Genomic DNA, 25,678 nt, shown 5'->3' with positions numbered 1-25,678 from the left:
AAATGACGGACCTGCCGACCGAGACCCCGAACACCGGGGTCGCGCAACATATCTCACGTCTGGCCGCATTCGCGGTCTCCGCCGAAGCCCGGCCCGCTCGGCTCGGTTGCCTGGGCGCCGCCCTGCTGACCATCGGCGGGCTCGGCGCCGGCAGCACCCGACTGCACGACCCGCTGCTGGAGTCACTGCACCTGTCCTGGTTGCGGTTCGGGCACGGCCTGGTGCTGTCCTCGATCCTGCTCTGGGCCGGTGTCGCGGTGATGTTGACCGCCTGGCTGTGGTTGGGCCGGCGCGTGATCGACCGCACCGCCACCGAATACACCATGGTCGCCACCACCGGGTTCTGGCTGGCCCCGCTACTGCTCAGCGTGCCGCTGTTCAGCCGCGACACCTACTCCTATCTCGCGCAGGGGGCGCTGCTGCGCGACGGTTTCGACCCGTACGTGGTGGGCCCGGTCGACAATCCGAATTCGTTGCTGGACAACGTGAGCCCGATCTGGACGACGACCACCGCACCCTACGGCCCCGCGTTCATCCTGGTGGCGAAGTTCGTCACCATGCTGGTGGGCGACGACGTGGTGGCCGGCACCATGCTGCTGCGGCTGTGCATGCTGCCAGGCCTGCTGCTGCTGATCTGGGCCGCACCGCGAGTGGCCCGGCATGTCGGCGCCAACGGGGCTGCGTCGCTGTGGATCTGCGTGCTCAACCCGCTGGTGATCGTGCACCTGATGGGCGGCGTACACAACGAGATGCTGATGGTAGGTCTGATGATGGCCGCGATCGCGCTGACCTTCGCGGGCCGGCCGGTGACCGGGGTCAGCCTCATCGCGATCGCCGTCGCGGTCAAAGCCACCGCGGGCCTTGCGTTGCCGTTCCTGGTCTGGGTATGGATGCGCCAACTGCGCAACAAGCGGGAGATGCCGACTGTGCGAGCGTTCGTGGTCGCCACCGCCGCCTCGGTGCTGATCTTCGTCGCGGTGTTCGCCGTGCTCTCGTTGCTCGCCGGCGTCGGCCTAGGCTGGCTGACCGCGCTGGCCGGCTCGGTCAAGATCATCAACTGGCTCACCGTGCCCACCGCTGCCGCCAACCTGATCAATGCCATTGGCGGCCTGATCTTTCCGGTCAACTTCTACGCAGTGCTCGAGGTCGCCCGGATCATCGGCATCCTCACCATCGTGATCGCCCTGCCACTGTTGTGGTGGCGCTACCGGCACACCGACCGTGAAGCCCTCACCGGCATCACGCTGGCCATGGTGGTGGTCGTGCTGTTCGTACCGGCCGCGCTGCCCTGGTACTACACGTGGCCGCTGGCCGTGGCTGCCGCCCTGATCCAGACCCGGCCCGCCATCGCCGCGGTGGCCGGATTCTCCACCTGGATCATGGTGATGTGGAAACCCGATGGGGCACACGGCATGTACTCGTGGGCACATGTCCTGCTCACCACGGCATGCGCTGTGGTGGCCTGGTACGCGCTCTACCGCGCGCCCGAGACGACGACCCCGGCGTCAGTAACCTAGCGCCTGCGCGCGGCGCAGGACCTCGCGTGCCTGGTGAGAATGCAGGGCGTCGACCGGGCGGGCATTGGAAACCGGCTCGGCGCGACCATCGGTGGTGATCGTCAGCGACTCGTCCGGCGTGAACAACCAGCGCACGATGTCCGTCTCGCGGTAGCCCCCGTCGCGCAGCACGACCAGCAGCCCGGGCAGGTGCTTGACGACATGACCGTTGTCGTCGAAGAAGATCTTCGGCACCACCAGGATGCGGTTGCGGCGCACGGCGATCAACTGACCGTCACGCAACTGTTGGTGGACCTTGGTGACCGGGATGCCGAGCAAATCGGACACCGTGGGTAGGTCGTAGACGTCCTCGTCGGGGGCCAGAACGTCCTCGGCCGTTGGAATGCTGCTCACCGCATCGATTCTAGGACCTCGGCCAGAACTCGTAACATGTGTCCGGTGGAGCAGCAATCGGATCCACTCGTCGGCACCATGCTCGACGGGCGCTATCGCGTGGACACGCCCATCGCCACCGGCGGCATGTCCACGGTGTACCGCGGGCTCGATGTCCGCCTGGACCGTCCCGTGGCCCTGAAGGTGATGGACTCCCGCTACAGCGGCGACAGCCACTTCCTGACCAGGTTCGGCCGTGAGGCCAAGGCCGTGGCCAGGTTGAAGGATCCCGGATTGGTCGCGGTGTACGACCAGGGCGGTGGCGGCACCGGGGGGCAGCCACCCTTCTTGGTGATGGAGCTGATCGAGGGTGGCACGCTGCGCGAACTGCTGGCCGAACGTGGTCCGATGCCCCCGCACGCAGTCGCCGCGGTGCTCGGGCCGGTGCTCGGCGGACTCGCGGTGGCGCATCGCGCCGGACTGGTACACCGCGACATCAAGCCCGAGAACGTGCTGATCTCCGACGACGGCGAGGTCAAGATCGCCGACTTCGGCCTGGTGCGTGCGGTGGCCGAGGCCAAGATCACCTCGACCAGCGTGATCCTGGGCACCGCGGCCTATCTCTCCCCCGAGCAGGTGAGCACCGGTGACGCCGACCCGCGCAGCGATGTGTATGCGGTCGGCATCCTCACCTACGAACTACTCACCGGCGTGACGCCCTTCACCGGAGATTCCGCACTCACTGTCGCCTACCAACGCATGGACAACGACGTGCCCGCGCCGAGCGCGGTGATCACAGGTGTGCCAATAGAATTCGACCGGTTCGTACGCCGGGCCACCGTCCGCGACCCCGCGCAGCGATTCGCCGATGCGGACGACATGCGGGCCGAACTGCACCAGATCGTCGACACCCTCGGCCTGCCGCCGTTCCGGGTGCCCGCCCCGCAGCATTCGGCACAGCACCTGGCCGCCACTCGCGTACACAACCTCGCCGAGTCTGATGAACGCTCCGACGGCGCCCCCACCGTCGTGACCACAGCACCGCCGTCCCCGCCGGCGGCAACCCCGGTTGCACCCGCGCCACGCCGGCCCACCCGCGAGATCACCCGCGACCAGCAAGACTGGGCGCCGATCCCGGCCGATCCCGACGGAGGCGAATACTCTTTTGGCGCAGGGCAATTCGCCGGTATCGAGTTGACCGAATTCTATTGGGCCCGCCAGCGCGCCAAACGGGCGCTGGCGTTCTGGGTGATTGCGATCATCACCTTGACCGGCTTGGTCGCCGCCGCGGCGTGGACCATCGGCAGCAACGTGGGCGCACTGCTCTGACCGAACGCTAGCTGCGCAACATCTCGGCGACGAGGAACGCCAACTCCAGGCTCTGCTGGGTGTTGAGCCGCGGATCGCAGGCGGTCTCGTAACGTCCGGACAGGTCCGAATCAGAGATGTCCTGTGCCCCACCGAGACACTCGGTCACGTTCTCGCCGGTGATCTCGACGTGGATGCCGCCGGGGTGGGTGCCCAGCGAGTTGTGCACCTCGAAGAACCCCTGCACCTCGTCGACGATGCGGTCGAAGTGCCGTGTCTTGTAGCCGGTCGACGATTCGTGGGTGTTGCCGTGCATGGGGTCGCACTGCCAGATCACCTTGTGGCCGGTCGCCTCGACCTTCTGGATGATGCCCGGCAGCAGATCGCGCACCTTGTTGTTGCCCATCCGCGTCACCAGCGTGAGCCGACCCGGCTCGTTGTTCGGGTCCAGCCGCTCGACGTATTCGACGGCCTGTTCCGGGGTCGTGGTCGGCCCCAGCTTGATTCCGATCGGATTGGAGATCACCTCGGCCAGCGCCACGTGCGCGCCGTCGAGTTGACGCGTGCGCTCGCCGATCCACAGGTAGTGCGCCGACTGGTCGTACAGCTTGGGCGGCCCGTCCGGGTTCTCCGCCGGGTCGGACAGGCGCAACATCGCACGCTCGTAGTCGATCACCAGCGCTTCGTGGCTGGCGAAGATATCGGCGGTCTGCAGATTGCGATCGGCCACCCCGCAGGCGGACATGAACTTCAGGCCCCGGTCGATCTCGCCGGCCAGCGCCTCATAGCGGGCGCCCGCGGGCGACGTGCGGACGAACTCGCGGTTCCAGTCGTGCACCAGATGCAACGACGCCAGCCCGGACGACGTGAGCGCGCGCACCAGGTTCATCGCGGCGCTCGCATTGGCGTAGGCCCGCACCAACCGCGACGGATCATGCTGGCGCACAGCGGCATCCGGCGCGAAGCCGTTGATCATGTCACCGCGGTAGGACTTCAGTCCCAGCGCGTCCAGATCGGCCGACCGCGGCTTGGCATACTGCCCCGCGATGCGTGCCACCTTCACCACCGGCATGCTGGCGCCATAGGTCAGCACGACGGCCATCTGCAGCAGCGTGCGGATGTTGGCCCGGATGTGCGGCTCGGTGTTGTCGACGAAGGTCTCGGCGCAGTCACCACCCTGAAGCAGGAACGCCTCGCCCTTCGCCACATCGGCCAGCTGGCTCTTGAGCTTCTCGATCTCCGACGGCACGGTGACCGGCGGCACGCTCTCCAGCACGGTGCGCATGGCCTTCGCCTCGTCCGCGTCCCAGCTGGGCTGCTGCACGGCCGGCTTGGCCAGCGCTGATTCGAGCCGTTGACGCAGCTCGTCGGTCAACGGAGGCAGTGGCGGCAGCTCGTCGATGGGAATGTCAACGGTCCAGTTCACCCGTTCATGGTAGCCGCCGGTGAACGGCGGTTTTCAGGGCTGTGTGATGCCGGACTCCCGCGCCGGTGCCAGGCCCAGACCCGTCATCAACTGGAACCGGTGCAGGTTGTGCCGTGCGTCGACCAGCGCGTCGTGCGCCTCGGTCGGTCGCGGGGGCATGCGCGGTGAACCGCGGTCCTCCCAGAACTGGCGCAGCTCGCGGGTGAACCGCGGCATCGCCGGAGGCAGATCGGTCATCGGGCCCCACAGCTGGCACAGCACCACATGGTCGTAGGCGCCCACCCAGGCCCACAACTCGATCGGCTCGTCACCGTCGATGTCGAAGAAATCCTCCAGCTCCGAACGGATCTGCCGCCGCGATCGCCACAGCTTCGAGGACGGGGACGGCAGTTTGGGCAGCACATGCCTGCGCACCCACCGGCCCGCGCGATCCGGGTTGAACTCGGTCGAGATGGCGTAGTACTCGCGGCCGTCCTCGGCCGCCACGCCGATCGAGATCAGCTCGATCGTGTGGCCGTCATCGATGAACTCGGTGTCGTAGAAGTAGCGCATCACCCGATCCGTCCCGTCGGCTCGTTCGAGGTGGCCTGCACGGCCGGGGCAGGTGCGGCGTGGATCTCCCGGTCGAGCTGCGCGTCCACGGCGGCGTCGTCCGGAAACTTCGGCATGCCGGTGATCGCGTCCTGCAACCAGAGTTTGGCCTGCACGACAGGCCGGCGCAGCCAACGCTCACGCTCCAGCGCACGGTGCATCTTGCGGGGACGGCTGGTGTAGCGCCAACGCGCCCACGGCGCATGCGGCCGCGACAGCCGAACCGCCCCGACGAACAACAACGGGGTTATGAACATGCCCACCAATCCAGTCCACACCTTGCCTTTGAGCAGGACCACCACCGCGAGCAGCAGGGTCAGCACCGCCATCACGACCACCACCGCGCGCACGGCCGGCGACTGGTCCTCGCGCCAGATACCGATATCAAAGAATGACAGCGGGTTGAAACCCAGGATCAACAGCCCCGCCACCGCCACCGCGGCGAACACCGCGTCCACCGAGGTGCGGCCGTCCTCGGCCCAGTACACATCCGACAGGTGCAGGATCAGCGCGAACTCGTCGAGCACTAGGGCCGCACCGATGCCGAAGACCACCGCTGCCGCCGTGAACTCCGGTACGCCGCCGTTGACCGCGAGCGTCACCATCGTCACGCCCGACACCATGACCAGCACGACCCCGATCACCATGTGGTGGATGTGCATCGAGCCGTGTCCCATGTTGCGGGGCTGCCACCACCTGGGCGGGCGTTCGCTGTCGGCATTCCGGCGGATGTAACGCACCACGATCCGGGTCACGAAGAACGTGAGAATGAACGCCACGAGGCAGCACAGCAACGGCAGGCGATCGCGCGTGAGGAAATCGAGGTGGACGGTCGCATGCACGGACAGAGAACTTACGCCGACCTGCGCGCGTCGCGAGTGCGGATGCGCCCTCCCGGGGATACCCCCGATAGTCTGTTGAGGACATGAGTAAGCGGCAGTCGCCCGGCGGAGCTGGTTGGGCACCGACGATCGGGTGGCGGCTTTTTCAGTTGCTCACAGTGGCCGGACTGATTCTGGTCGGCTGGCGGCTACTGGGCCACGTGCCCTATCGGATCGACATCGACGTGTACCGAATGGGCGGTCGGGCCTGGTTGGACAACCAACCGCTGTACGCCGACGGCGCGATCTTCCACACCCAGGGCGGCCTCGACCTCCCGTTCACGTATCCGCCGCTCGCGGCGATCATGTTCGCGCCCTTCGCCTGGCTGTCGCTGCCCGCGGCCAGTGTGGCCATCACCGTCACCACGCTGATGCTCCTGATCGTCTCGATGGTCATCGTGCTCACCCGGCTGAACGTCTGGCCGGCCACCACGATCACCTCGGAGCCCGCCTGGCTGCGCCGCTGCTGGCTGGCGACCGCGCTTGTGGTGCCTGCGGTCATCTGGCTGGAACCGATCCGGTCGAACTTCGAGTTCGGTCAGATCAACGTGGTGCTGATGGCGCTGGTGATCGCCGACTGCGTGCCGCGCCGCACCCCCTGGCCACGTGGTGTGCTGCTGGGCCTGGCGATCGCCCTCAAACTCACCCCCGCGGTGTTCCTTCTGTATTTCCTGCTGCGCCGCGACATCCACACGCTGCTGCGGACCGGCGTGGCCGCCGTTGTGGCGACACTCGCCGGATTCGTGCTCGCCTGGACGGATTCGATCGAGTACTGGACCGAGACCGTGCGCAACACCGACCGGATCGGCACGGCCACACTCAACACCAACCAGAACATCGCGGGAACACTGGCCCGGCTCGGCCTGTCCGAGGGGCCGCGGTTCGCGTTGTGGGTCGCCGCCTGCTTCGCGGTGTTGGCGCTGACGGTCTGGGCGGTGCGGCGTGTCCTACGCTCCGGCACTGACGAGTCCCCCGTGCTCGCGCTGATCTGCGTGGCGATGTTCGGTCTGGTCGTGTCGCCCGTGTCGTGGTCGCATCACTGGGTGTGGTCACTGCCCACTCTGTTGGTGACCGGCGTGCTCGCCTACCGGAAGCGTCAGGTACATCTGGCCTCGCTGGGTCTGGCCCTGGTGACGGTGATCGGATTCGCGCTGATGGTGTGGACGCCCATCGCCCTGCTGACACCGCACCACGAGACCGCGGCGTCGGTGGTTCGGCAGCTGGCCGCCGATTCCTACCTGTGGTGGGGACTCGCGGTCATCGTCGTCATCGGAGCCGTGTCCACAGCCGAGGCCCGCAAGACTCCCGCGGTCACCACCGCACCGGTGGTCCAGTTCAGCGGCGGCGAAGCCTCTTAACCCGCTGCGGCGTGCGGCAGCCGGGATGCCGGCTTGCCCGCGTCGACCGGCTGGCCGTTGGTCTGCTGGGTGCTCTCCTTGACCGCGGCGGCGTAGAGGTCGACGTACTCCTGACCGGACAGGTCCATCAGCTCGTACATCACCTCGTCGATCACGGCGCGTTCGATGAAGCGGTTGCCCGCCAGGCCGTCGAACCGGCTGAAGTCCATGGGCTTGCCGAACCTGACCTCGACCCGGCCGAACCGTAGGCCCTTCGATCCGGGTGGGTTGACGACGTCGGTGCCGACCATGGCCACGGGGATCACCGGGACCCCGGTCTCCAGGGCCAGCCTGGCGAGCCCGGTCTTGCCCTTGTAGAGGCGGCCATCCGGCGAGCGGGTGCCCTCGGGATACATGCCGAGCAGCTTGCCCTCGCCCAGGATGCGCGTGGCGGTGATCAGCGCTGCCTGTGCGGAATCCGCATCGGTGCGGTCGATCGGGACCTGGCCGACCACGGTGTAGAACCAGGCCAAGAGCCTGCCCTTGATCCCGGTGCCGGTGAAATACTCCTGCTTGGCCAGGAACGTGATGCGGCGGCTGACCACCAGCGGGAGGTAGAAGCTGTCCATCACCGCCAGGTGATTACTGGCCAGGATGGCCGGGCCGTCGGACGGAACATGTTCCAGCCCAGTGATTTTGGGCCGACCGAGGACGGCCAGCAACGGGCCCAACAGGATGTACTTGAACAGCCAATACCACATGGACCCTCCACCTTGTGCGCACTGCGCAATGCTCTGCGACAACTGTACCCAGGCCATGTTGTGGCTACCACAGCAAGCCCACGATGCCTGCTGAGTCTCAGCAGGCCCTCAGTCTTCTCAATCCTCTACGGTGACCGGGATGTGCTGGTAGCGGCCGGGCGGTGGCGGGGGCGGATAATCGTCGGGCGGCGGACCATCCGGCCCACCGTCGGGCGGCGGGCTATCTCCGCCGGTGCCGCCATCCCCTGATCCCTCAGCTCGGTCATCGTCCAAGACCGCGCGGATCACCGTCAGCAGCGCCACGCTGTGCTCGGCGATCACCGACAGCAGCGGATGCTGCTCACCGTTGACCACGGCGGCCAGCGCGCACACCGGGCACCACACCTGCTGACACTTGCCCGGACCGCTGTCGGCCGACGCCGTGAAGTTGGCCGCGGCCAAGCGCACCGCCGGATCCAGCCGGTCGAGGATTTCCTGCGCCAATTGCCGCAGCTCCGAACCAAGCTCGGGATGAGACCCCGTCATGACGGCCACACCTCCGGATTCGGACGAAAACGTACTGTCAGCTCGCTACCCCGTAATTGCGCGCCGGTCACGATGCACCGACGTAGGACAGAGGCCAACCGTACCCGCCGCCGCATCCCCGCGACGCCGATGATCAAGTCATCGTCGACGCGACCAAGCGTAAGGTCGGCCGAATCGATCTGCGGCAACTCTAGCCGCAACCGGTACACGGCTTCGAGTCCCGAACCCGACTCCCGGTCGACGATGGGTCGCAGCGGGCCCGGCGGCGGGGATCCGTCGCGCCGTCGCGACGCCTCGATGAGCTCCGTCAGCGCCTTGGGGCCGATCGGCTCACCCGGTACGTGCGGCACGAGCACCAGTTGGACATCACCGATCGCGGCATCGAGATCGTCGAGCACCGCCTGCTGCTCGGCAATCCGCTCGGTGTACCAGTCGAACGCGGGATGGGCAGGCAGATTGTGGTACTCGAACGAATCGTCTTGCACCAAAATCTGATTGACGATGATCTCGGTCACCTGGACGCCCATCAAGGCAAGCGAACCCAACGTCCGCGAGGCCTCGGCCGCCACCACCCGCTCGGGGGTGAGCACCAGATGGGCACTCACCCGGGACCCGTCGGTGAGCAGGGATCCCAGCCGGCGGATTCCGGAATCCACCCGCTCGATCAGCTCGACGATGGCTGCGCTGACCGCATCGGTTGCGCCCGACAGACGGCGGTGTCGCGGCCAGGCCCGCTCCAGATAGAGACCGAACGTCTCGGGCAGCGTGAGCATCCGCAACGCATCGGCTGTCGAGGCACAGTCCACCACCACGTGATCCCAGTTCCCGGAATCGGCGAGCTCCCCCACCTCGTGCAATCCCAGCACTTCCTGGATTCCCGGAAGTGCCGAAAGTTCTTCAGGGGCAACATCTCCCAGGTCCGACTCGGGGAAACGCGCCGCCAGCGGGCCGGCTGTCTCGACCCAGCGCGTACCCAGTAGGGCCAGCGTGTCGAGCGCCAGTGCGTCCAGCACGCCGCCCGCCGGCGTCAGTCCGGCGTCCAGATCGCTGAGGACCCGGGTTGGAGCACGTTGACCTGTTGGGGCGAGCGGGATTCCGAGGACATCGCCGGTGGAATGTGCCTGATCGGTGGAAACGATCAGCACCCGCCGACCGCTCGCGGCGTCACGCACCGCGGTGGCTGTCGCCAGTGTCGACTTACCTACCCCGCCTTTGCCGACGAAGAGGCTGATCCTCGCAGGGGAAGGTGCTCTCCCGTCCGGCGAAGTCACTCAGCCTCTGCTCGTTTCTTGAGATCTTTGAGCGCGGTGTCGGTGAGCCGCCGCTCGGCCTTGCGCTTGAGCAGACCGATCATCGGGATGACGAGATCTACCGACAGCTCGTAGGTCACCTCGGTGCCGGATCCCTTGGGCGCCAAGCGGTAGGCCCCATGCAGGGACCGCAACAAGGAACTGGACACCAGCGACCACGTCACCGAGGTGCGATCGGCGGGCCACTCGTAGGACAGCACCATGGTGTCTTTGAGCACCGCGGCATCGAGCACCAGCCGGGCGGTCTTCGGGTTGCCCTGTGCGTCGGTGTCGAGCACCTCGGCTTCCTTGTATTCGGCGACCCATTGCGGATACGAGCCGATGTCGGCGATGACATCCATCACCGTCACCGGATCAGCGTCGATGTAGATGGTCTGTGTCGTCTTGTCGGCCACCGCCACACCCTTCTCCCCGCCCCGCCGGGGGTGCCCATTCTCCCGCACCCGCGGGGGCTCCCCTGGGTCTCGCCGAGAAATCTACCCTCCCGTCGAGCAACCCGGTCAGGCCAGTCGGGACACTCCGACCGGGCGCGCCGACTCCAGCCGCTGCTTGATCCCGAAGGACATCGCCTTGCCCGCCACGCGGCGTTGGTGGTTCATCTTTGCCAGATCCATCTCGGCCAACTGCTTGGCCGTCGCGCCGGACGGTTCGGCGTGCAGGAAGTAATGAAGCACCACACCGTCCATCACCGCTTCGAGCCAGACCTCCATGGTGCCGGTCAACGCACCGGTCACAGTCCAGCGGTGGCCTTTCTCGGCGCGGTCCTCGACAACCTTGAGAACGAGGTCGGGCCACCACCGCCGCCAGTTGGCGGGATCGGCGACCGCGGCGCCCACGGCGACCGGATCGGCGCAGACGAACGTCTCGTCGGCGATCTGAATGCTGTTCATCGCCGACTAGCTTCACATATGCGTGATCGTCTGCCTACCGCGGCCGACTAGGCTGGCCCGCAAAGCCGGTATCACAAGCCTGGAGGGCCAAGATCGTGCGTGAGTCCATGCGGGAGTACAGCGTCCCCGCGTCGTTTGCCGTCGGCGAGCATGACAACATCGTCAGTCCGGTATCCGCACACGCGGCCGACAGCCCCGACCACGTCATCTTCCGGCGCCTGGTCAACGGCACCTGGACCGACGTGACCTGCACCGAAGCGGCCGACCAGATTCGTTCGGTCGCCCTCGGCCTGATCGCCGAAGGCATCCAACCCGGCGATCGGGTGGCCATCCTGTCAGCCACCCGCTACGAATGGCCGATCATCGACTTCGCGATCCTGTCGGTCGGCGCAGTGACCGTGCCGATCTATGAGACCTCCTCGGCCGAACAGGTCCGGTTCGTCCTCGACAACTCCGCGGCCAAGATCATCTTCGCCGAGACCGACGCGCACGCCGAGACCGTCGAACAGCTGCGCGGCCAGCTCCCCGAACTGCGCAAGGTGTTGCAGATCGAGGCCACCGGCACCCCCGCACTGGAGGCCATGGCCGCCGCCGGAAAAGCAGTCGACACCGCCGAGCTCGACACGCGCCTGGCCGGAATCCGCTCGGCCGACCCGGCCACCCTGATCTACACCTCCGGCACCACCGGCCAGCCCAAAGGCTGCCAGCTGACCCACGCGAACCTGCTCTACGAGATGAACGGGGCCAAGGCCTGCTTCCCGTCTCAGCTGTCCGCGGGGCAACGGATGCTGGTGTTTCTGCCGCTGGCCCATGTGCTGGCCCGCGCGATCACCATCGCCGCCTTCGCCAACAAAGTCACCCTCGGCTTCACCAGTGACATCAAGAATCTGGTCCCGACCTTCGGCGTGTTTACACCGACGCTGGTGGTCTCGGTGCCCCGGGTATTCGAGAAGGTCTACAACACCGCCGAACAGAACGCGCGCAACGACGGCAAGGGCAAGATCTTCTCGATCGCCGCCGACACCGCGATCGAGTGGAGCAAGGCCCAGGACACCGGCGGTGCCTCCCTGCTCCTGCGCGCCAAGCACGCGGTGTTCGACAAGCTGGTCTACGGCAAGCTACGCGCCGCCCTCGGTGGCGAATGCCACGCGGCGATCTCCGGCGGCGCACCGCTCGGCGCGCGGCTGGGTCACTTCTATCGCGGTGTGGGACTGAGCATCTACGAGGGCTACGGGCTGACCGAAACCAGCGCGGCGATCACCGTCAACCGGGTCAACGACCTCAAGGTCGGCTCGGTCGGCAAGCTGATGCCCGGCAACAGCATGCGCATCGCCGAGGACGGCGAGCTGCTGGTCAAGGGCGGCGTGGTGTTCAGCGGCTACTGGGGCAACGAGACCGAAACCAATGCGGTGTTCACCGACGGCTGGTTCCACACCGGTGACCTGGGCGCGATCGACGACGACGGCTTCCTGACCATCGTCGGGCGCAAGAAGGAAATCATCGTCACCGCGGGCGGCAAAAACGTCGCACCCGCGCTGCTCGAAGACCGGCTGCGGGCCCACCCCTTGATCAGCCAGGCGATGGCCGTCGGCGATCAACAGCCGTTCATCGCCGCGCTCATCACCATCGACCCCGAGGCGTTCCCGGGATGGAAGCAGCGCAACGGCAAGGACGCCGGCGCCTCCGTCGGTGACCTCGCCGACGACCCGGACCTGGTGGCCGAGATCGACCTGGCGGTCAAAGAAGCCAACCAGGCGGTGTCGCATGCCGAGTCGATCCGCAAGTTCCGGATCCTGCCCGTCGACTTCACCGAAGACACCGGTGAACTGACCCCCACACTGAAGGTCAAGCGCAAGGTGGTGGCCGAGAAGTTCGCCACCGACATCGCCGCGCTCTACGGCTGATCCAGGCCTGATCGTCGGGCTGGTCCGAGGATCAGCCCGACAGCAGCGCGGTCAGCTTCGCGCCCTGGGAGCGCCACTGCCAGTTGTCGACCGCCCAGTGACGTCCTGCCGCACCCATGGCGGCCGCGCGGGCAGGATCGCACAGCACGTCGCCCACGGCTGTGGCGACGGCAGCCACATCGGTGCCGTCCACCACGGTGCCGGTCTCGCCGTCCAGCACGGTTTCCGGCGCCCCGCCCGAGGTTCCGGCGATCACCGGCACACCACAGGCCGAGGCCTCCAGGTAGACGATGCCCAACCCCTCGACGTCCAGGCCCGCCCCCCGGGTGCGGCACGGCATGGCGAACACATCGGCCATCGCATGGTGTGCGGGCAGTTCGGCAGCCGGCACCGCACCGGTGAAGGTGACGTCGGCCATCACATCATGTGTGCGCGCCAGTTGTTGCAGGCGCTGCAGATACGGGCCCCCGCCGACGATCACCAACGCCGCATCGGGGACGCGGCGGCGGATCGCCGGCCAGGCGCGGATCAGCATGTCCTGGCCCTTGCGCGGCACCAGCCGCGACAGGCACACCACCACCGGGCGCTGCCCCAGCCCGTAGCGGGCACGCAACTCGGCCCGGGCCACCGGATCGGGCACGAACCGGTCGGTGTCGACGCCGGGCGGCAGGTGCTCGAGCGACGCGCGGGGACCGAACGCGGAGGCGAACCGGCCGCGGGTGTAGCGGCTGACGAACGTCACGACGTCGGCGTCGTCTCCGATACGGCGCAAGGCGGAACGTGCCACGGGCAGCATCGACCAGCCGACCTCATGGCCATGGGTACTCGCTACGATGCGTCCGGCTCCGGCCCGCCGGGCCAGCGGGCCCAGTAACGCCAGCGGCGCGGCCGCCCCGAACCACACCGTCTCGATGTCGTTCTCGGCGATCAACTTCTGCATGCGCGTCGCCACCCTCGGCTCGGGCACCATCAGGGTGGTGGGATGCCGTACCACGCGATATCCGGTCGCCGCGGCCTGGTCGTCGAACTCCGCGGCACCCTTCCATTTGGGTGCGTACACGGTCAGCTCGTGCGCCCCGTCACGCATCAACTCGCCGACGAACGCCTCCAGGTAGGACTGGATGCCGCCGCGACGCGGTGGAAAGTCGTTGGTGACCAACAAAACCCGCGTCATCGCTGCTGACTACCCATCTGCGGCACGTCTGTTCCCCATCGGCGCAAGGCTATCCGGTCAGCCAGCGACGCCAACCGGCGACCACGGCGTCGAGGTCGGTGCCCAGTGCCGCCTGGACTGCCGTGGCCACATCGGGATGACCGGGTCCACATGCCCGCAGGTACAGCTCGCGCAGCGCCGGCACCCCGTACGCGTCGGCAACGTAGCGGCTGAACCACCACGCACGGTCGTACGCCAGACTGCGCGCCGTCCCGGGAGTGTCGAGGTCCGCGTCGGTGGGCAGGTGGGCCAGCGCCTCAGCCTGCGCAGGACCCGGTCGCGCGGTGTGCGGGCGGCCGACATAGTCCGCCACGCCCTCGGTCAGCCAGCGCGGTGCATCGGCCGCCGTCGCCGACCGGGCCGCGTAATGGAACAGCTCGTGGCGCAACACAATTCGCAGCGCCGCCGGGCTCATGCCGGCAGCACCAGGGGCGAACATGATCCGCTGGGCGGTGGTGGTCGCGGCGATGTCGGCGGCCCCGCCGGCCAGCACGCTGAACTGCTGATCGGAGCCCGCGACCGCGATCTCGATGTCGGGCCGCCAATCCGGCCCCCAGAATGCCGTCACGGCGGCAGCCGCGGCAGGGAGTTCGGCGGCCAGCCGCTGCAGCAGGTCCGAGGACTGCGCGCCGCCGAGGGCGAGCAGCCGGGCGGTGCGCCCGTCCGGCAACTCCAGTGAGGTGACCGGCTCAGCGGGCGGCAGCGTCGAGGCGACCGCCGGAGTCGAGGGCCGAGCGGTGGGTGGCGGTGACGGTGATGCGACCTTCAGGAGCAGCACCGTGGCGAGAACCAGTTCCGCCGCCAGCACTGCCCCCAGCAGCCGCCTGCGGGCGGTCAACGTGAAAGCGGCCGCGCGATCGAGGTTCTCAGTAACGGCGAACGTTGTGGATCGGCGCATTGTTGACCGGCGCCACCCGAACCGGGGTGCCGTAGGTCGACGCGTGCACCATCATCCCGTCGCCGATGTAAATGCCCACATGCGAGGCATCGGAGTAATAGGTCACCACGTCGCCCGGTTGCATCGAGTCAGACGACACCGGCTGACCGCCCTGGGCCATGGCCTGGCTCGAGTGCGGCAGGGAGATCCCGGCGTGCTGGAACGCCCACATCACCAGACCTGAACAGTCGAAGGAGCTCGGACCTGCCGCACCCCAGGAGTAGGGCGAACCGATACGGCTCAACGCTGCCTGGATGACGGTGCCGGAGTGACCGCTGCCCGCATCAGGGAGGGCTCCCTCCGGAGGGGCGACGTCGCCGGGCGGGATGCCATTGGGCGGATCAGCCAACACGGCGGGATCCTGCGCCGGCGGCAACGCCTCGGGCGCGGGCACCGGCGGAGCCGGCGGCAGGGCCGTCATCGCTTCCCGCTGGGCCGGGCTCAGTGCCTGGTACTGCGACTTGACGATAGCGATCTGCACCTGCAGCTGACTTTGCTTGGATTGCAGGTCGGCGCGCACTGCGGCGGCCTGCTCGGCGGCGGTCTTGGCTTCGGCAGCCGATTGCGCCGACTCTTGCTCGGCCCGGGCGGCCTTCTCACCCACCGAGTGGAAGTTCTTCATCTGCGCCGACATCTCGGTCGCCATCACCCGCTGCACCGCGAGTTGCTCGATCAGCTGCTGCGGCGAGCCCGCGGTCAGGATCGCGTCCACACCCGAGGTGCGACCGCCCATGTACTGGGCAGCAGCTACCTTGTTGACCGAAGTTTGAAAGGTTGCCAGCTGCGACTTGGCCTGATCCACCGCCGCAGCGTCGTCGGCGTGCTTCTTTTCCGCATTCTCCTGTGCCGCAAGCTTGTTGTTGAGATCAAGCTGCGCGGAGTGCATCGCCTCGGTGGTCTGCTCCGCCTGCCGCGACAGCTCATTGAGCTTCGCCATGGCATCGTCGGCAGGGTCGGCGTGCGAACCGGCCGCGAGGATTCCGGATATCAAGGTCAAGCCCGCTATTACACCTGCGATGGGTCGCTTGATACGACTTGTGGGCCGGTGCGCGCGCTCGTGCCTCAAGTTTTTGTCCTCACAACTGGCGATGGCGAGCCGCCTCGAACTGCTCTTAGGTCTCAGATAGGTTACGAAACGGCATCGGGCTTGTCCAACAGAAGGTGCAAATTTAACAGGCCGCCCTGGGAATTTTCCTGTGCAGGTTGTGTTGCGTGTCGTCAGGCGACTCCGGATCTGCCGCCCCGGTGAATCGGGACGAGCCGCAGGCGCGGAGCAAGGCCCACGTCAGCGAGCACTTCCAAGGCCTGACGCTCGTCGGTCAGCAAAGTCTCGGGTACCCCGAGCAACACACTTACGACGCAATCCTGACACCCGGGCCCTCGTACCGCGCAATCGTCGCAGTCGATGGTCACGCTGCCGGTTTCCGGCTCGTCCGGGCCGGGGTCGTCGGCCCAGGACCAGTTGTCCTGCCGTACTCCGCTCATGTTGACCGTCCTCTCGTTCGGTGTTGCGCGCACCGTATCGCCATGTACCGACAAGGAGCGGAGCGGATCGGATCGGATCGGAGCGACAACCCGACAAGCCCGGGCGTGGCGACGCGCGCTTGCCGGTGTTTGTCGGGGGCAGTGCCTACCGTCATCGCCATGGGCCAGCGCACTATCGCCGACGCCGAGCAGCTGGCCTTCAGCTTGGGCGCCGCCGTCGACCCCGATGCCGCCCTCCCCCTCGCCGACACCACCTTCGTGGTGGTGGACCTGGAGACCACCGGTGGGCGCGCCACCGCGAAGGCACCGGGCGACGGCTACGACGCCATCACCGAGATCGGTGCGGTGAAGATCCGCGGCGGCGAGGTGCTCGGCGAGTTGGCCACCCTCGTCGATCCCGGCCGCTCCATCCCGCCGCAGATCGTCGAGCTCACCGGGATCACCACGGCGATGGTCCGTGACGCGCCACGTATCGATTCGGTGCTGCCGGCATTCCTGGAATTCTCCCGGGGCGCGGTGCTCGTCGCCCACAACGCCGGGTTCGACATCGGGTTCCTGCGAGCGGCGGCCCGGCGCGCAGAGCTCGACTGGCCGCGGCCCCCGGTGCTGTGCACGGTGAAGCTCGCCCGCCGCGTGCTGACCCGGGACGAGGCGCCCAGCGTGAAGCTCTCGGCCCTGGCTCGGCTGTTCGGGGCGTCCACCACGCCCACCCACCGTGCCCTCGACGACGCCCGCGCCACCGTCGACGTTCTGCACGGCCTCATCGAGCGGGTCGGCAACCAGGGCATCCACACGTTCGCCGACCTCAAGAACTATCTGCCCGACGTCACACCGGCCCAGCGCCGCAACCGCTCGCTGGCCGACCGGCTGCCGAACCGCCCAGGCGTCTACCTGTTCCGCGGTCCGTCTGACGAGGTGCTGTACGTGGGCACCGCGGTCGATCTGCGCCGGCGCGTCCGCCAGTACTTCACCGGCGCCGACCCGCGCACCCGGATGAAGGAGATGGCCTCGCTCGCGCGTGCCGTCGACCATGTGGAGTGCGCCCACGATCTGGAGGCCGGAGTCCGCGAGCTGCGCCTGCTCGCGGCTCACGCACCGCCGTACAACCGTCGTTCCAAGTTCCCGCAGCGTTGGTGGTGGGTGGCGCTGACCGACGAGGCCTTCCCGAGATTGTCAGCAGTGCGAAACCCAGGGCACCGCACCGCTTTCGGTCCGTTCTCGGCGCGGTCGGACGCCGTCCAGTCAGCCAACCTGCTGGCCCGGTTCACCGGCGTGCGTACCTGCACGGCCCGCTTCGGCGCTCGGGGAACCCACCACTGCCCCGAGGTCGAACTGTCGCCCTGCCCGGCCACACAGGACGTCGGGGCCGCGCAGTACGCCGACGCGGTACAGCGCGCCACCGCGCTGATCAACGGCACCGATCACGCCGCGCTGGCGGCGACACTGGCCCATATCGGTGAGGTGGCGGCGGCCCGGCGGTACGAGACCGCCGCACGATTGCGCGATCACGCCTCGGTGGCCATCGAGGCGCTGTGGCGGGGGCAGCGGTTGTGCGCCCTGGCCGAAGTGCCCGAACTCGTGGCGGCCCGCGGCGACGGCGACGGCGGCTGGCACTTCGCGGTGATCCGCTACGGGCAGCTGGCCGGCGCGGGCACCGCCCGGCGCGGCGTGCCCCCGATGCCGGTGGTCGATGCGATCTGCGCGGCAGCGCAGGTGATCCTGCCCAGCGCAACACCATTGGGTGGCGCGCTGGTGGAGGAGACGGCGCTGATCGCCCGCTGGCTGGCCACACCGGGAGTGCGCATCGTGCGGGCCGATTCCGGCTATGCGACACCGATCGGGGCCGCGGGCCGCTACGCCGAGTGGGCGGCCACGGCCCGCTCGGCCCGATTGGCCGCGGCCCAGCAGCAGAACTCAGAACTGCAGGCTGAACCGCACCCAACGCGCGAGCAGTTGTTCGGCCGCACCCGAGTCGATGGCCTCGGCGGCCCGGGCCAGCCCGGCCTCCCACGCCGGCACCCACTTGGCGTCGCTGGCTAGCCCGGCATGGGCCACCATCGCTCCCGCCGCGTTGAGTACCACCGCGTCGCGCACCGGCCCCTTGACACCGCCCAGCACGGCACGCGCCGATGCCGCGTTGGCCGTGGCGTCGCCGCCGATCAACTCACTGATGTCGGCGCGCTTGAAGCCGAAGGCCGCGGGATCGAACTTCAATCGCTCCACGGTGCCGGCCTGCACGCGCCAGATGGTGCTGGTGGTCGTGGTGGTGAGCTCGTCGAGGCCGTCGTCGCCGTGCACGACGAGCACACTGGAGCCGCGGGCGGCGTAGACGCCGGCCATCACCTCGGCCAGCTCGTCGAATGCGCAGCCGATCAGACCGGCCCGCGGCGCAGCCGGATTGGTCAGCGGCCCAAGCAGATTGAAGACGGTGGGAACCCCGATCTCCCGGCGCACCACCGAGGCGTGCCGGTACGACGGGTGGAACTGGGGCGCAAAGGCGAACCCGATGCCGACCTCGGCGACGCTGCGGGCCACCTCGTCGGGGCCCAGGTCGATCCGCACGCCGAGCGCCTCCAGGGTGTCGGCACCACCCGACAGCGACGACGCCGCGCGGTTGCCGTGCTTGATCACCGGAACGCCGCAGGCCGCGACCACGATGGCCGCCATGGTCGACAGGTTCACCGTGTTGGCGCCGTCGCCACCGGTACCCACGATGTCGACGGTCTCGTGACCGATCTGTTCGGTGGGCACCCGGCGGGCGTGCGACAGCATGATGTCGGCCAGCTCCCCTACCTCGTTCGAGGTCGGGCGCTTCATCTTCATCGCCACCGCGAAGCCGGCGATCTGGGCCGGGGTCGCCGCCCCGGTCATGATCTGGTCCATCGCCCATCCCGCGTACCCGTTGGGCAGGCTCTGCTCAGTGGTCAGGCGCCCCAGGATGAGTGGCCATGTCGGCGCCGCCGCAGAGCCGGAGGCAGGCGGGAACTGAGAAGAAGATGCGGGAGCCACCGCCGAATGCTATCTCTGCGTGCATTTGTGCCCGGGGCCACGCCGACCGAAGGCGACACGTTTGAGATCAATTGCTCGACCCGGGTGGAGTTCGACAACTACAAAGCGTCATACTTGCGGATGTGACGAGCGCTGTAGGTACCTCGGGAACGGCAATCACGTCGCGCGTTCATTCGCTGAACAGACCGAACATGGTCAGTGTTGGCACCATCGTGTGGCTTTCCAGTGAGCTGATGTTCTTTGCTGGACTCTTCGCGATGTATTTCACCGCGCGCGCGCAAGCCGGTGGCGACTGGCCGCCCGAGCCGACCGAACTCAATTTGGCCCTTGCCGTTCCGGTGACGCTGGTTCTCATCGCGTCATCCTTCACCTGCCAGATGGGCGTGTTCGCCGCTGAACGCGGCGACGTGTTCGGGCTGCGCCGGTGGTATGTGATCACGTTCCTGATGGGCCTGTTCTTCGTATTGGGCCAGGGATACGAGTACATCCACCTGGTGGAGCACGGCACCACCATCCCGGGCAGTGCCTATGGATCGGTCTTCTATCTGGCGACCGGTTTCCACGGCCTGCACGTGATCGGCGGACTTGTTGCGTTCATCTTGCTGCTGGCCCGCACAAAGATGAGTAAGTTCACGCCCGCGCAGGCCACCGCGGCGATCGTCGTCTCGTACTACTGGCACTTCGTCGACATCGTCTGGATTGCGCTGTTCGCCACCATCTACTTCGTCCGATGATCGGCTCGCCGAAGCGTCCCATGCGCGGCTCTCCGATGCGTCCGATGACCGACTCGATGAGAAGGGGTTCGATGACCAGCAAGTCGCGCCGACGACTGCGCCGACGACTGTCAGCAGGTCTACTGCTGCTGGTCGGCCTGTCGGTCGCAGGTGGTGTTGCGGCCACGCTGACGCCCACGCCGCAGGTCGCAGTCGCCGACGAATCGCAGTCGGCGCTGCTGCGCACCGGTAAGCAACTGTTCGAGACGTCGTGCGTTTCGTGCCACGGCGCCAACCTGCAGGGCGTGCCCGATCGTGGGCCCAGCCTGATCGGCACCGGCGAGGCCGCGGTGTACTTCCAGGTCTCGACCGGTCGCATGCCCGCGATGCGCGGTGAGGCCCAGGCGCCGTCCAAGCCCGAGCACTTCGACGAGAACCAGATCGACGCGCTCGGCGCGTTCGTTCAGGCCAACGGCGGCGGCCCGACGGTGATCCGCGACGAGCACGGCGGCGTCGCCCAGGAGTCGCTGATCGGATCCGATGTGGCCCGCGGCGCCGACCTGTTCCGGCTGAACTGCGCGTCCTGCCACAACTTCACCGGCAAGGGCGGCGCGCTGTCCTCCGGCAAGTACGCACCGGACCTCGGCGACACCGAGCCGGCCCAGATCTACACCGCGATGCAGACCGGGCCGCAGAACATGCCCAAGTTCTCCGACCGGCAGCTGTCGCCGGAAGAGAAGCGCGACATCGTCGCCTATGTCCGCGAGTCGGCTCAGACGCCCAGCTACGGCGGCTACGGACTCGGCGGCTTCGGGCCCGCGCCCGAGGGCATGGCGATGTGGATTATCGGAATGGTCGCCGCTATCGGCGTGGCAATGTGGATCGGGGCGCGCGCATGAGCCAGAACGGCCCAGATATGAAGGGCACCGACACTCCCGGGCAGACCGGTGAACCCGGCCAGCCCAGCGATGCACAGCTCGCCGAGATGTCGCGCGACAAGCTCGTTGAACTCGGCGGCAAGATCGACGGCGTCGAGACCATCTTCAAGGAGCCGCGCTGGCCCGTCCCGGGCACCAAGGCCGAGAAGCGCACCGAGCGGCTGGTCGCGTACTGGCTTCTGCTCGGCGGGCTTTCGGGCCTGGCGCTGCTGCTAGTCTTCCTGTTCTGGCCGTGGGAGTACCAGCCCTTCGGCTCTGAAGGCGAGTTCCTCTACTCGCTGGCCACCCCGCTGTACGGCCTCACCTTCGGCCTGTCGATCCTGGCGATCGGCATCGGCGCGGTGCTGTTCCAGAAGAAGTTCATCCCCGAGGAGATCTCAGTCCAGGACCGCCACGACGGGCGCTCCCCCGAGCTGCACCGCAAGACCATCGCGGCCAATCTGACCGATGCGCTGGAAGGCTCGACGGTCAAGCGCCGCAAGCTGATCGGCTTGTCGCTGGGCATCGGCCTCGGCGCGTTCGGCGCGGGCACCCTGGTCGCCTTCATCGGCGGACTGATCAAGAACCCGTGGAAGCCGGTGGTTCCCACCGCCGAAGGCAAGAAGGCCGTGTTGTGGACCTCGGGGTGGACCCCCCGGTTCCACGGCGAGACCATCTACCTGGCTCGTGCGACCGGCCGGCCCGGCTCGTCTCCGTTCGTGAAGATGCGGCCCGAGGATCTCGACGCCGGTGGCATGGAGACCGTCTTCCCCTGGCGGGAGTCCGACGGCGACGGCACCACCGTCGAGTCCGAGCACCACCTGACCGAGATCTCGATGGGTGTGCGCAACCCGGTCATGTTGATCCGCATCAAGCCGGCCGACATGCCCCGCGTGGTCAAGCGGAAGGGCCAGGAGAGCTTCAACTTCGGTGAGCTGTTCGCCTACACCAAGGTGTGCTCGCACCTGGGCTGCCCCTCCTCGCTGTACGAGCAGCAGACCTACCGCATCCTTTGCCCGTGCCACCAGTCGCAGTTCGACGCGTTGCACTTCGCAAAGCCCGTATTCGGTCCGGCTGCGCGCGCATTGGCGCAGCTGCCTATTACCATCGATAAAGACGGCTACCTCGTCGCCAACGGCGACTTCGTCGAGCCCGTCGGACCGGCATTCTGGGAGCGCAAATCATGAGCCCTGACCTTGCCAAGATCGCAGCGGCGCAAGGCGATGCGATCGATTCCCGTTACCACCCCTCGGCAGCGGTACGCCGCCAGCTGAACAAGGTGTTCCCCACCCACTGGTCGTTCCTGCTGGGTGAGATCGCTCTGTACAGCTTCATCGTGCTGCTGATCACCGGTGTCTGGCTGACGCTGTTCTTCGATCCGTCGATGGCACACGTCACCTACGACGGCGTCTACCAGCCACTTCGCGGTGTGCAGATGTCGCGGGCCTACGAGTCCGCACTCGAAATCAGCTTCGAGGTGCGCGGCGGTTTGTTCGTCCGCCAGATCCACCACTGGGCCGCACTGATGTTCGCCGCCTCGATCATGGTGCACATGGCGCGTATCTTCTTCACCGGTGCGTTCCGGCGTCCGCGTGAGGCCAACTGGGTGATCGGCTCGCTGCTGCTCATCCTGGCGATGTTCGAGGGTTACTTCGGCTACTCGCTGCCCGACGACCTGCTGTCCGGTATCGGTCTGCGCGCCGCGCTGTCCTCGATCACCCTGGGCATGCCGATCATCGGTACGTGGCTGCACTGGGCGCTGTTCGGCGGGGACTTCCCCGGCGAGATCCTGATCCCGCGCCTGTACGCGCTGCACATCCTGTTGATCCCGGGCATCATCCTGGCCCTCATCGGCGCGCACATGGCGCTGGTGTGGTTCCAGAAGCACACCCAGTTCCCCGGCCCCGGCCGCACCGAGCACAACGTGGTCGGCGTGCGCGTCATGCCGGTGTTCGCGGTGAAGTCGGGCGCGTTCTTCGCGATGATCACCGGCGTGCTCGGCCTCATGGGCGGCCTGCTGACGATCAACCCGATCTGGCAGCTGGGCCCCTACAAGCCGTCTCAGATCTCGGCGGGCAGCCAGCCCGACTTCTACATGATGTGGACCGAAGGCCTGGCCCGTATCTGGCCGGCCTGGGAGTTCTACCCCTTCGGCCACACCATCCCCGCGGTGGTCTGGGTCGCGTTGATCATGGGCGGTGTCTTCGGCCTGCTGATCGCCTACCCCTTCATCGAGAAGAAGGTCACCGGCGACGACGCACACCACAACCTGCTGCAGCGTCCGCGTGACGTGCCGGTGCGTACCGCGATCGGTGCCATGGCGATCGCCTTCTACATGGTGTTGACCCTGGCCGCGATGAACGACATCATCGCGCTCAAGTTCCACATCTCGCTGAACGCGACCACGTGGATCGGCCGTATCGGCATGGTGGTGCTCCCCGGCATCGTGTACTTCATCGCCTACCGGTGGGCAATCTCGTTGCAGCGCAGCGACCGTGCGGTTCTGGAGCACGGCATCGAGACGGGCATCATCAAGCGCCTGCCGCACGGTGCCTACGTCGAGCTGCACCAGCCGCTGGGACCGGTCGACGATCATGGTCACCCGATTCCGCTGGAGTACCAGGGCGCGGCCCTGCCCAAGCGCATGAACAAGCTCGGCTCGGCCGGCGCACCCGGCACCGGCAGCTTCCTGTTCGCCGATCCGGCAGTCGAGCACGATGCGCTCACCGAGGCCGCACACGCCTCCGAGCACAAGGCACTGACCGCTCTCAAGGAGCAGCAGGATCGAAATGGCAACGGGGAGACCAACGGTCACCACTGACCACTCCCCTAGCTCGACTGACGGCGCTGCCGTCGTAGATAAAACAATCGCCGCAACCTCCTCGAGAGGTTGCGGCGATTGTTTTATGTGCAGCCGGTGGATCGACGATCATCGAAATTGCAGGCAGGGACAAATCCGATGCCGATGTCGTCCCTGCGTGCAATCTCGATGCGGCGGGGCGGCCTGCTGCTCTGGACCGACCGCAGTGGTAGTGCCGGCAACGATGGCACGGATGGCGGAGAGATAGTCGGCGGACGCGTCCCGCCGTTGGGCTGAAGACCGATGCCGCGTGAACGTCGACTCAGGAGGCCGACAGGGTGTCCAGCCGGCGCAGCGCGACGATCAGCAGCGCCACGAGGGCAGCGGTGATGACGCCGGCCAGGCCATAGAGGCACCAGGCCGCCACATTGCTTCCGGTGGCCATGAGATAGGTGGCCAGCCCGATTGTCGCGGTCCCCGCACCGACGGCGCAGACGACCGCGAGGGTGAACCGCAGCCACACCGCCTCCACGGCGGCGGTGGCAGCGCTGCCCGCGGTGTAGCGGCTCATCGCCACCGGCGCGGCACGGTAGCTGCCTGAAATCGGGCGCGGTGAGCGGGCCGGCGGCTGAGGCCGGCGTCCGGGCTGCTGCCGGTTGTCTGCTTGAGCCCGGGCGCGCAGCAGCAGCGGCACGGCCCCGGCGATCACCACCACGGACAGGCCGATCACGGTGTAGAGCACCCATGGAGTGTCAGCGCTCTCGGCGCCCTGCGGATGACTGCGGCCCAGATCTACCAGGGCGACGACGGCGGCCACGCCGGCACCGAGCGCAGCCAGCCACACCGCGGCACAGGCTCCCAGCAATACCCGGTCGGTGGTGTCGAGTTCGCCGATCGGCCCGGACATCAGCAGGCAGTCTGTGCGGAGTTGTTGGCGTTCGAGGACAGCACTGTCCCGTCACTGGCCGTGATCGAGCAGTTCAGCCGGCTGACCAGGAACAAGCTGGACGCCTCGACGGAACCCACGTCCGAGTTGGAGATCGGGGTCATCGTGAAGGTCCACGGGATGTACACGTTGCGCAGGGTGCGGCGGTTTCCGTTCCCGTCGACGTAGGTGATCGTGATGATGTCACCCGGCGCCTTGGTGCCCGTCACCGAATAGGTGACCTGCCGTGGCCCTGCATGCGTCGTGGTCGTGGTCGGTGGGGCCGTCGTGGGGCTCGGAGCGGGCGGGGGCGGCTCGCCGGCAGGTGGGGGCGGTGGCGGCTCGGTGACCGTGACGGTCTCCGGGGGCGGCGGAGGCGGTAGCTCCTCCGAGCTGGGCGGCGGCGGAGGCGGGGGTGGCGGCGGAGTCGTCGTCGTGATCTCGTCCTGCACCGGGGGCGCCGACGTGGTGGTGCTCGGCCGCGGGGTCGCCAGGTTGGAGGTGTCGTCGTCCCGGGTCACCAGAACGGCCACCGAGGCCACCAGGGCGACGGCCGCGATGATGGCCGTGACACCGACCACCCACGGCCAGCGCGGCGGCGGGGCGGTATCGACGAGTTCGGTCGCCGGGTCGTAGTCGTCGTAGTCATAGAGCGCCACGTCTGCAGGCACGTACGGCCCGCTGGTGAACTGCTCCGACTCCGGCGCGGAGTACGCCTGTGAGTAGAACTCTGTGTCGCCGCCATCCGCGTCGGCGCCGGCTACCTCAGTCGGCTCCTCGGGTGCAGAGTGTTTTCCGGGTTGATCCGGCAAATCAGAACCGGAGGCACCCGGTTCCGGGGGATTCGGCCCGCTCAT

General features: G+C 67.6%; 24 protein-coding genes and 1 pseudogene. 9 read left to right on the top strand and 16 right to left on the bottom strand.

Features of this window, described 5'->3' with window-relative positions:
• Positions 1-2: 2 nt before the first annotated feature.
• The gene (locus tag H977_RS0115890; RefSeq protein WP_029108777.1) at positions 3-1,517 is read left to right on the top strand and encodes an alpha-(1->6)-mannopyranosyltransferase A; all 1,515 of its coding nucleotides are present in this window, start codon (positions 3-5) and stop codon (positions 1,515-1,517) included.
• Here the strand turns inward: H977_RS0115890 and H977_RS0115885 are convergent.
• A complete protein-coding gene (locus H977_RS0115885) occupies positions 1,506-1,910 on the bottom strand; it encodes an Rv2175c family DNA-binding protein (RefSeq protein WP_029108776.1) in 405 nt (134 codons plus the stop codon). The genes H977_RS0115890 and H977_RS0115885 overlap by 12 nt on opposite strands.
• Positions 1,911-1,946: 36 nt before the next feature.
• Here H977_RS0115885 and H977_RS0115880 point away from each other — a divergent pair, with 36 nt between their 5' ends.
• Positions 1,947-3,218, top strand: a complete 1,272-nt coding sequence (locus H977_RS0115880; RefSeq protein ID WP_029108775.1) for a protein kinase domain-containing protein — start codon at positions 1,947-1,949, stop codon at positions 3,216-3,218.
• A 7-nt stretch (positions 3,219-3,225) separates the two neighbouring features.
• Here the strand turns inward: H977_RS0115880 and H977_RS0115875 are convergent, their stop codons facing one another.
• From H977_RS0115875 to H977_RS0115865, 3 genes are read right to left on the bottom strand one after another with little or no spacing between them, the layout of a single operon-like run.
• Positions 3,226-4,623: a class II 3-deoxy-7-phosphoheptulonate synthase gene (locus tag H977_RS0115875; protein WP_029108774.1), complete on the bottom strand. Its 1,398-nt coding sequence runs from the start codon at positions 4,621-4,623 to the stop codon at positions 3,226-3,228.
• 33 nt (positions 4,624-4,656) lie between these two features.
• Entirely contained in the window at positions 4,657-5,175 is a 519-nt protein-coding gene (locus tag H977_RS0115870; protein WP_029108773.1) for a polyadenylate-specific 3'-exoribonuclease AS, read from the bottom strand.
• Positions 5,175-6,056, bottom strand: a complete 882-nt coding sequence (locus tag H977_RS0115865; RefSeq protein ID WP_029108772.1) for a hypothetical protein — start codon at positions 6,054-6,056, stop codon at positions 5,175-5,177. The genes H977_RS0115870 and H977_RS0115865 overlap by 1 nt, the downstream gene beginning before the upstream one ends.
• Positions 6,057-6,139: 83 nt before the next feature.
• Here H977_RS0115865 and H977_RS0115860 point away from each other — a divergent pair, with 83 nt between their 5' ends.
• Positions 6,140-7,453, top strand: a complete 1,314-nt coding sequence (locus tag H977_RS0115860) for a glycosyltransferase 87 family protein (RefSeq protein WP_029108771.1) — start codon at positions 6,140-6,142, stop codon at positions 7,451-7,453.
• Here the strand turns inward: H977_RS0115860 and H977_RS0115855 are convergent.
• From H977_RS0115855 to H977_RS0115835, 5 genes are all read right to left on the bottom strand, one after another.
• A complete protein-coding gene (locus tag H977_RS0115855) occupies positions 7,450-8,193 on the bottom strand; it encodes a lysophospholipid acyltransferase family protein (RefSeq protein WP_029108770.1) in 744 nt (247 codons plus the stop codon). The genes H977_RS0115860 and H977_RS0115855 overlap by 4 nt on opposite strands.
• A 117-nt stretch (positions 8,194-8,310) precedes the next feature.
• Positions 8,311-8,718 (bottom strand): hypothetical protein, encoded by a 408-nt coding sequence (locus H977_RS0115850; protein WP_029108769.1) that lies wholly within the window; start codon positions 8,716-8,718, stop codon positions 8,311-8,313.
• A complete protein-coding gene (locus H977_RS0115845; protein WP_029108768.1) occupies positions 8,715-9,989 on the bottom strand; it encodes an ArsA family ATPase in 1,275 nt (424 codons plus the stop codon). Before H977_RS0115845 ends, H977_RS0115850 begins: the two co-directional genes overlap by 4 nt.
• Positions 9,986-10,423, bottom strand: coding sequence for an SRPBCC family protein (locus H977_RS0115840; RefSeq protein ID WP_029108767.1), 438 nt, complete (start codon positions 10,421-10,423; stop codon positions 9,986-9,988). The genes H977_RS0115845 and H977_RS0115840 overlap by 4 nt, the downstream gene beginning before the upstream one ends.
• A 105-nt stretch (positions 10,424-10,528) precedes the next feature.
• A complete protein-coding gene (locus H977_RS0115835) occupies positions 10,529-10,918 on the bottom strand; it encodes a hypothetical protein (protein WP_029108766.1) in 390 nt (129 codons plus the stop codon).
• 107 nt (positions 10,919-11,025) lie between these two features.
• Here H977_RS0115835 and H977_RS0115830 point away from each other — a divergent pair, with 107 nt between their 5' ends.
• On the top strand, positions 11,026-12,822 hold the full coding sequence (locus H977_RS0115830) for an AMP-dependent synthetase/ligase (RefSeq protein WP_029108765.1): 1,797 nt from the start codon (positions 11,026-11,028) through the stop codon (positions 12,820-12,822).
• A 31-nt stretch (positions 12,823-12,853) separates the two neighbouring features.
• On the opposite strand, the gene pimB is transcribed toward H977_RS0115830, so the two are convergent.
• From pimB to H977_RS0115810, 4 genes are all read right to left on the bottom strand, one after another.
• Positions 12,854-13,996 (bottom strand): GDP-mannose-dependent alpha-(1-6)-phosphatidylinositol monomannoside mannosyltransferase, encoded by a 1,143-nt coding sequence (gene pimB / locus H977_RS0115825; protein ID WP_029108764.1) that lies wholly within the window; start codon positions 13,994-13,996, stop codon positions 12,854-12,856.
• Positions 13,997-14,045: 49 nt separating this feature from the next.
• Positions 14,046-14,933: a peptidase gene (locus H977_RS0115820; protein ID WP_029108763.1), complete on the bottom strand. Its 888-nt coding sequence runs from the start codon at positions 14,931-14,933 to the stop codon at positions 14,046-14,048.
• Positions 14,902-16,038 (bottom strand): peptidoglycan hydrolase RipC, encoded by a 1,137-nt coding sequence (gene ripC, locus H977_RS0115815; RefSeq protein WP_029108762.1) that lies wholly within the window; start codon positions 16,036-16,038, stop codon positions 14,902-14,904. Before ripC ends, H977_RS0115820 begins: the two co-directional genes overlap by 32 nt.
• 152 nt (positions 16,039-16,190) lie before the next feature.
• Positions 16,191-16,457, bottom strand: coding sequence for a hypothetical protein (locus H977_RS0115810; RefSeq protein ID WP_029108761.1), 267 nt, complete (start codon positions 16,455-16,457; stop codon positions 16,191-16,193).
• Between the two features lie 42 nt (positions 16,458-16,499).
• Between H977_RS0115810 and H977_RS0115805 the strand changes: the two are divergent.
• Positions 16,500-18,434: pseudogene (locus H977_RS0115805) on the top strand (DEDD exonuclease domain-containing protein); the annotation flags it as partial.
• Here H977_RS0115805 and trpD read toward each other — a convergent pair.
• Positions 18,372-19,466 (bottom strand): anthranilate phosphoribosyltransferase, encoded by a 1,095-nt coding sequence (gene trpD / locus H977_RS34895; RefSeq protein ID WP_081681743.1) that lies wholly within the window; start codon positions 19,464-19,466, stop codon positions 18,372-18,374. The pseudogene H977_RS0115805 and the gene trpD sit on opposite strands and share 63 nt — an antisense overlap.
• Before the next feature lie 122 nt (positions 19,467-19,588).
• Here trpD and ctaE point away from each other — a divergent pair, with 122 nt between their 5' ends.
• Genes ctaE through qcrB form a run of 4 tightly spaced genes read left to right on the top strand, consistent with a single transcriptional unit; the run spans position 19,589 to position 23,917 of the window.
• Positions 19,589-20,200 carry an aa3-type cytochrome oxidase subunit III gene (gene ctaE, locus H977_RS0115785; RefSeq protein ID WP_003885537.1) on the top strand — a complete coding sequence of 204 codons (612 nt, stop codon included), beginning with the start codon at positions 19,589-19,591 and terminating at the stop codon, positions 20,198-20,200.
• Positions 20,201-20,235: 35 nt separating this feature from the next.
• Complete coding sequence (qcrC, locus tag H977_RS0115780; protein WP_196808258.1) at positions 20,236-21,078, top strand: cytochrome bc1 complex diheme cytochrome c subunit; 843 nt, start codon at positions 20,236-20,238, stop codon at positions 21,076-21,078.
• A complete protein-coding gene (qcrA, locus tag H977_RS0115775; RefSeq protein ID WP_029108757.1) occupies positions 21,075-22,283 on the top strand; it encodes a cytochrome bc1 complex Rieske iron-sulfur subunit in 1,209 nt (402 codons plus the stop codon). Before qcrC ends, qcrA begins: the two co-directional genes overlap by 4 nt.
• Complete coding sequence (gene qcrB / locus H977_RS0115770) at positions 22,280-23,917, top strand: cytochrome bc1 complex cytochrome b subunit (protein ID WP_029108756.1); 1,638 nt, start codon at positions 22,280-22,282, stop codon at positions 23,915-23,917. Before qcrA ends, qcrB begins: the two co-directional genes overlap by 4 nt.
• 301 nt (positions 23,918-24,218) lie before the next feature.
• Here qcrB and H977_RS0115760 read toward each other — a convergent pair whose 3' ends face one another.
• Together H977_RS0115760 and H977_RS0115755 are read right to left on the bottom strand one after the other, a co-directional pair.
• Entirely contained in the window at positions 24,219-24,803 is a 585-nt protein-coding gene (locus H977_RS0115760; protein WP_029108755.1) for a DUF2561 family protein, read from the bottom strand.
• On the bottom strand, positions 24,803-25,678 hold the full coding sequence (locus H977_RS0115755) for an MmpS family transport accessory protein (RefSeq protein WP_029108754.1): 876 nt from the start codon (positions 25,676-25,678) through the stop codon (positions 24,803-24,805). The genes H977_RS0115760 and H977_RS0115755 overlap by 1 nt, the downstream gene beginning before the upstream one ends.

Source organism: Mycobacterium sp. URHD0025 (assembly GCF_000426065.1).
In the GTDB taxonomy this organism is placed as follows: Bacteria; Actinomycetota; Actinomycetes; order Mycobacteriales; family Mycobacteriaceae; genus Mycobacterium.
The sequence above is the reverse complement of the archived record's forward strand: the minus strand, read 5'-3'. Positions and strand labels throughout refer to the sequence as shown.

Coding starts and splice junctions, on each gene's coding strand:
- H977_RS0115890 (WP_029108777.1), top strand. CDS start 3: ATGACGGACCTGCCGACCGAGACCCCGAACACCGGGGTCGCGCAACAT.
- H977_RS0115880 (WP_029108775.1), top strand. CDS start 1,947: ATGTGTCCGGTGGAGCAGCAATCGGATCCACTCGTCGGCACCATGCTC.
- H977_RS0115870 (WP_029108773.1), bottom strand. CDS start 5,175: ATGCGCTACTTCTACGACACCGAGTTCATCGATGACGGCCACACGATC.
- H977_RS0115860 (WP_029108771.1), top strand. CDS start 6,140: ATGAGTAAGCGGCAGTCGCCCGGCGGAGCTGGTTGGGCACCGACGATC.
- H977_RS0115855 (WP_029108770.1), bottom strand. CDS start 8,193: ATGTGGTATTGGCTGTTCAAGTACATCCTGTTGGGCCCGTTGCTGGCC.
- H977_RS0115850 (WP_029108769.1), bottom strand. CDS start 8,718: ATGACGGGGTCTCATCCCGAGCTTGGTTCGGAGCTGCGGCAATTGGCG.
- H977_RS0115835 (WP_029108766.1), bottom strand. CDS start 10,918: ATGAACAGCATTCAGATCGCCGACGAGACGTTCGTCTGCGCCGATCCG.
- H977_RS0115830 (WP_029108765.1), top strand. CDS start 11,026: ATGCGGGAGTACAGCGTCCCCGCGTCGTTTGCCGTCGGCGAGCATGAC.
- pimB (WP_029108764.1), bottom strand. CDS start 13,996: ATGACGCGGGTTTTGTTGGTCACCAACGACTTTCCACCGCGTCGCGGC.
- H977_RS0115820 (WP_029108763.1), bottom strand. CDS start 14,933: ATGCGCCGATCCACAACGTTCGCCGTTACTGAGAACCTCGATCGCGCG.
- H977_RS0115810 (WP_029108761.1), bottom strand. CDS start 16,457: ATGAGCGGAGTACGGCAGGACAACTGGTCCTGGGCCGACGACCCCGGC.
- qcrC (WP_196808258.1), top strand. CDS start 20,236: ATGCGTCCGATGACCGACTCGATGAGAAGGGGTTCGATGACCAGCAAG.
- qcrA (WP_029108757.1), top strand. CDS start 21,075: ATGAGCCAGAACGGCCCAGATATGAAGGGCACCGACACTCCCGGGCAG.
- qcrB (WP_029108756.1), top strand. CDS start 22,280: ATGAGCCCTGACCTTGCCAAGATCGCAGCGGCGCAAGGCGATGCGATC.
- H977_RS0115760 (WP_029108755.1), bottom strand. CDS start 24,803: ATGTCCGGGCCGATCGGCGAACTCGACACCACCGACCGGGTATTGCTG.
- H977_RS0115755 (WP_029108754.1), bottom strand. CDS start 25,678: ATGAGCGGGCCGAATCCCCCGGAACCGGGTGCCTCCGGTTCTGATTTG.